At 56.7% G+C, this 4,763-nt stretch carries 6 protein-coding genes; 1 reads left to right on the plus strand and 5 read right to left on the minus strand.

The window, feature by feature from the left end; genetic code table 11:
- Positions 1 to 427 (minus strand): hypothetical protein (locus VGK48_28575; protein ID HEY2385149.1); only part of this gene is annotated, 427 nt, incomplete at its 3' end.
- Between the two features lie 167 nt (positions 428 to 594).
- Positions 595 to 756, minus strand: coding sequence for a hypothetical protein (locus VGK48_28580; protein ID HEY2385150.1), 162 nt, complete (start codon positions 754 to 756; stop codon positions 595 to 597).
- Between the two features lie 241 nt (positions 757 to 997).
- Between VGK48_28580 and VGK48_28585 the strand changes: the two genes are divergently transcribed.
- Positions 998 to 2,833, plus strand: a complete 1,836-nt coding sequence (locus VGK48_28585) for a CocE/NonD family hydrolase (GenBank protein HEY2385151.1) — start codon at positions 998 to 1,000, stop codon at positions 2,831 to 2,833.
- On the opposite strand, the gene VGK48_28590 is transcribed toward VGK48_28585, so the two are convergent.
- The 3 genes from VGK48_28590 to VGK48_28600 form a co-directional block, all read right to left on the minus strand.
- Entirely contained in the window at positions 2,810 to 3,922 is a 1,113-nt protein-coding gene (locus tag VGK48_28590) for a histidine kinase (GenBank protein ID HEY2385152.1), read from the minus strand. The genes VGK48_28585 and VGK48_28590 overlap by 24 nt on opposite strands.
- Positions 3,849 to 4,442 carry a hypothetical protein gene (locus VGK48_28595; protein ID HEY2385153.1) on the minus strand — a complete coding sequence of 198 codons (594 nt, stop codon included), beginning with the start codon at positions 4,440 to 4,442 and terminating at the stop codon, positions 3,849 to 3,851. Before VGK48_28595 ends, VGK48_28590 begins: the two co-directional genes overlap by 74 nt.
- Positions 4,403 to 4,763: hypothetical protein (locus VGK48_28600; protein ID HEY2385154.1), on the minus strand; the 361-nt coding region annotated here is incomplete at its 5' end. The genes VGK48_28600 and VGK48_28595, both read right to left, overlap by 40 nt.

Raw genomic sequence — 4,763 nt, forward strand, 5'->3', positions numbered from 1 at the left:
CGACGATGGAATCCGTTCCATTCGGTCCGTTGGCGCAGTTTCCACCGGCGCAAGGGACGGGGCCCGCAACGAGTCCGCTGTCGTAGCGCCAGTTCATACTGAACCAGGGGCCGTTCTTCAGAAATTGATACTGAAGGTGCGTTGTCTGATTGAATAGCTCGTCGTGATCGATGCGGAAGACGCTGCTGCCTCCCGGAGTCGCGCCGATGCAGGAAATCTGGGGCGTGAAGAACCGGGCCGCCACGCTGGACATAACGACGAACGCCGTAAAGCCCTGGTAGTTCGGCACAGACGTGCGAATGGCGAATCCGGGGATCTTCGAATTGTGCCATTGAACCGGGAACGTGATTGGCGTGTTTCCGAGGACGCTGAAGTCATAGGCGCCGTGGGTATACTTCCAGATATATTCGCCGTCGACTGAATTCAAGTTTGTACCTCCGACCATCGGATTGAACGTAAACATCGATAACCAAAAGTCTTACGAGTATTGGCACCTGGATCGAGGGCAGCAATCTCTAATTCATGACTGGTCTTCCAGTCCAATGAGCGGCATTGATTTTGGGATGAACAGCAGCGAACGCCTGGCGGGATGGCTCAATTCTTCCGAAGGCTGATTCTGCCCTGCGCCGTATGCAACAGAATTTTGTTTCCGCCGCCGGTGATGAGCGACTGGGCGCGGACAGCGGAATTGAAGCTGTTGGCTCCGATGAGGTCTTGCAACGGCCGGACCGGAAACTCCGGAGACCGCGTCTTCACTCGATTCCCGGAGCCCTACGCGCCTAGCGGACTCCCGTTAGCGTTGCTGCAGGCCTGGATGGACCGCTTCGTTTATACGATCTGTCCGTGCTGTGCCGAGAGTTGCCGTTCCGGCTTTCTGGAGAATTCGATTTGGATCTCGCCCTGTGTGTTCCCACCCGTTCAATAGATGGCTATTCGGATGGGACGAACAGCGGGCGTTTCCAAATCGCACTGACCACGTCTACACTGGGGCATGACTGTGAGCTTTTCCAACCCAAAGACTGCCGTAGCGATTGCCTTCATTTGCATCGCCATCTCGGCGGGATATATTGCACAAAACCCGCCCGAGGCCCGCTCAACGTATACGAAAAACGAATACCGTATTCCCATGCGTGACGGCGTCAAGCTGTTCACATCGGTGTATGTTCCGAAACGTACTTCGCCGGTAAGATATCCGATCCTGTTGAACCGAACACCCTACGGAGTTGAACCTTACGGACCGGATGCGTTTCCGAGATCGCTTGGGCCAAGCTCTCTATTTGCGCAGGAAGGCTATATCTTCGTGTATCAGGACGTGCGCGGCCGCTACATGTCCGAGGGCGATTTCAAATGGATGACGCCCTACGTTACCAACAAGAAGGGGCCGGCCGACGTCGATGAAACGACCGATACCAACGACACGATTGATTGGCTGCTCAAAAATATTCCAAATAATAACGGCCGTGTCGGCATGTGGGGAATTTCCTATCCCGGCTTCTATACCGCTTCTGCCCTGGCTGATCCTCACCCGGCACTGAAAGCGGCATCTCCTCAAGCGCCCATGGCGGACAACTATCTGGGTGATGATATCCACCACAATGGGGCGTTCTGGCTGCCGCACATTTTCAATTTCATCAGTTGGTTTGGCAAGCCGCGTCTGGGACCGACAACCGACTATCCGCCGGGCTTCAGTCCGGACACAACCGATGGATACAACTTCTTTCTGGAAATGGGGACATTGGCCAATGCCAATCTCAAATACTTCCACAATGAACTGAAACTTTGGAACGAGTGGATGCAGCACGGCGACTATGACAGCTATTGGCAGGCACAAAACCTACCCAGGAATCTTAAGAAGATCGATGTGGCGGTTATGACGGTCGGCGGTTGGTTCGACGCCGAAGATCTGCAGGGAACGTTGCGAATTTACCAGGCACTCGAAAAGCAAAATCCCGACACCTTCAACACGCTTGTCATGGGACCCTGGTCTCATGGCGGATGGGCCGGCGGAAACGGCGATGCCATCGGCAACGTGGATTTCGGCTCGAATACGTCCAGGTTCTACCGCCAGAACATGGAACTGCCGTTCTTCAACTATTACCTGAAGGGCGAAGGCGAATTAAGCCAGCCCGAAGCCTATGTGTTCGAAACCGGATCCAATCAGTGGAAAAAATACGACCACTGGCCGCCCAGGAACGAGCAAACAACGGCGATTTACCTGCAACCCGGAGGGGCGCTCTCTTTCTCTGCGCCCGCAAACACGAAGACGAAGACCTACGATGAATATGTCAGCGACCCCGCAAAACCGGTGCCCTATATCGATGGAGTTGCTTTGGGCATGGCGCGGGAGTACATGGATGACGATCAACGGTTCGCCGCGGGACGGCCGGACGTTCTGGTTTACCGGACGGAGGTGTTGAGCGAAAACCTGACTGTTGCCGGTCCTGTCGGAGTGAACCTGGTGGTTTCGAGCAGCGGCACGGACTCGGACTTTGTTGTAAAACTCATCGATGTCGCGAAAGACGGTTATGAAATGCTCGTGCGCGGCGAACCCTTCCGCGCAAAGTACCGGAACAGCTTTTCAAAGCCGGAACCACTGAAGCCGAACCAGCCTACAAGCATCAATTACGACATGCCGGATATCAACCATACTTTCCTGAAAGGCCATCGGATCATGGTCCAGATCCAGAGCACGTGGTTTCCGCTGATGGACCGGAATCCGCAGAAATTCGTCAACATCTATGCAGCGGCTGAATCGGACTTTCAGAAGGCGACGGAGCGGATCTATCACTCGACCGCAGAAAGGTCACAGTTAACGTTTCGGGTTGTTCGTTAGCCGGGCGCCCGAGGAGATTTCCGCCGGGGAGGCCAGGTCGACCGGAATCCGGAGTTCCACGGTCGTGCCTGCTCCCTGAGTGCTGCGCATCGTCACGGCATTAAGGCTGCCGTATCTTTCCAGACGTTTCTGCACATTGGACAGCCCCAGCCCGCGTGACTTCTGTCTGGCCGATGGCAGATCATTTGCACCGGCGCCGGTGTCTATAACAGAGATGATCGCCGTCAATTCCTCCAGCCGCGCTGAAATTCGCACTTCGCCGCCGGTCAGCGACTCACTGATTCCGTGTTTGATGGAGTTCTCGACAAGCGGCTGAATCACCAGGGCTGGAATTCGTATCTTCCGCAATTCGAAGGGCACGTCGACGAGCACGCGCAGACGGTCCTCGAATCTGGCGCGTTCGATATCCAGGTATGCCTCGACAAGGTCCAATTCCTCGCCAAGCGGCACGAATTCATCCGCGGACTTCAGGACGGCGCGCAACAGACCGGACAGGCGCATCAACGTTTCCAGCGCCCGCTCCGGAGCGGTTTGAATCAGATAGCCGATTGTGGTCAGGGCATTAAATAGAAAGTGCGGATTGATTTGAGCGCGCAGGGCTTTGAGCTCGGCCTCGGCGGCCAGCTTCCTCATTTCCTGCTCCCGGACATCGTGCCGGTATCGTTCTTCGATCGACCGGACCGCATCGATACGGCGGGCGATGAGCAGGGCGGCGCGTTCCAACATGGCGACATCGTCGGAAAGCAGCCGCCTGCCACTGGCCAGATCACGAATATGCAGGACGTAGCGCGGCGCTTCGGTTGTCGCGATCGGGACTTGTGCCCGCCGGCGGTCCGCCTGCACAACGATCATGTCCTGCGGCTGATTCCACACCATCCAGTCCATCCTGGCGCTCAGGGCAGGCGAAAGGATCTGTAAAGCTTCGTCGAACATGGCTTCCGGGGAGTTTCGCAGGTCGATCTGCCGCGACAGTTGAATCAGGAGATCCGCATAATCGGCACGCTTCAAAACGATCTTATCCACGAACCACGCCGCGACACGGCGCAAAGCCGGGTACGTCATAGCCGTCGCAACCCAGATCGTCAGCAACAACGTTGTTGTTTCTTCGCCGGCCCCGTGAAGAGAGCAGCGGGCTGACAGCGAAAACGAAAACGCCGAACGTGAGTCCTGCCAGCAGCATGAACGCGAGCGCCCGCTTCAAAACAATATCCGCCAGCGCGAAACGGAAATCCTCATAGAGGATCAGCAGCGCCAATGGAAGCGAGGCGTGGTGCCCCGCCAGCTGGAGCCACCACGGATCATCGCCGCCACCCTGGTGATAGCTCAAGTGCAGGGCCGATACGGCGAACACAGACATCGCGACAACCCACAAAATGCGGCCGCGGCCTTCCTTACCCCGGGTGAGGATCAGGAGCGCCAGAAGAAGCGCGGCAAATCCCACAGTTACGCCTCGCAAAGCGAGTTGTGAGGGGATGGCTCCGGCCGTGAGCACCGAATAAAAGTGCATGAGTGTGGCGGCCGAACTCAGTCCATATGCCGCAGTGGCGATAAGCAGATTCTGACGCGGCGTTATCGTCTCGGTCGCCCGCAACGCGGAGTGAACGACCACCGCTGGAAGAAAACATAGCGCACTGAACGCGGCCGCAAGAAGCAGCAGACCGGAATGGTGAATCCGAGCTTCACCATTCCGTAGCCGCCGAAAGCACCTGCATTCCATGCGAATCCGAGCACCCCGGTAAGGAGAGCCAGCCTGTTCGACGATGGCCGGGAAGTCAGCACCATCCACAGCAACATCACGTAAAGCACAACTCCCGTTATGAATCCCATGAGGTTGATCAGTGATGTGGCGGTGCCGGTAATCATTCGTATGGCGATTTTAGTCGTCTGGCGGCTGCACGGCAAGGGACGTCCCAGACGCGTCAAAGAAGGG

This window comes from Terriglobia bacterium (genome assembly GCA_036496425.1).
Classification (GTDB): domain Bacteria; phylum Acidobacteriota; class Terriglobia; order 20CM-2-55-15; family 20CM-2-55-15; genus 20CM-2-55-15.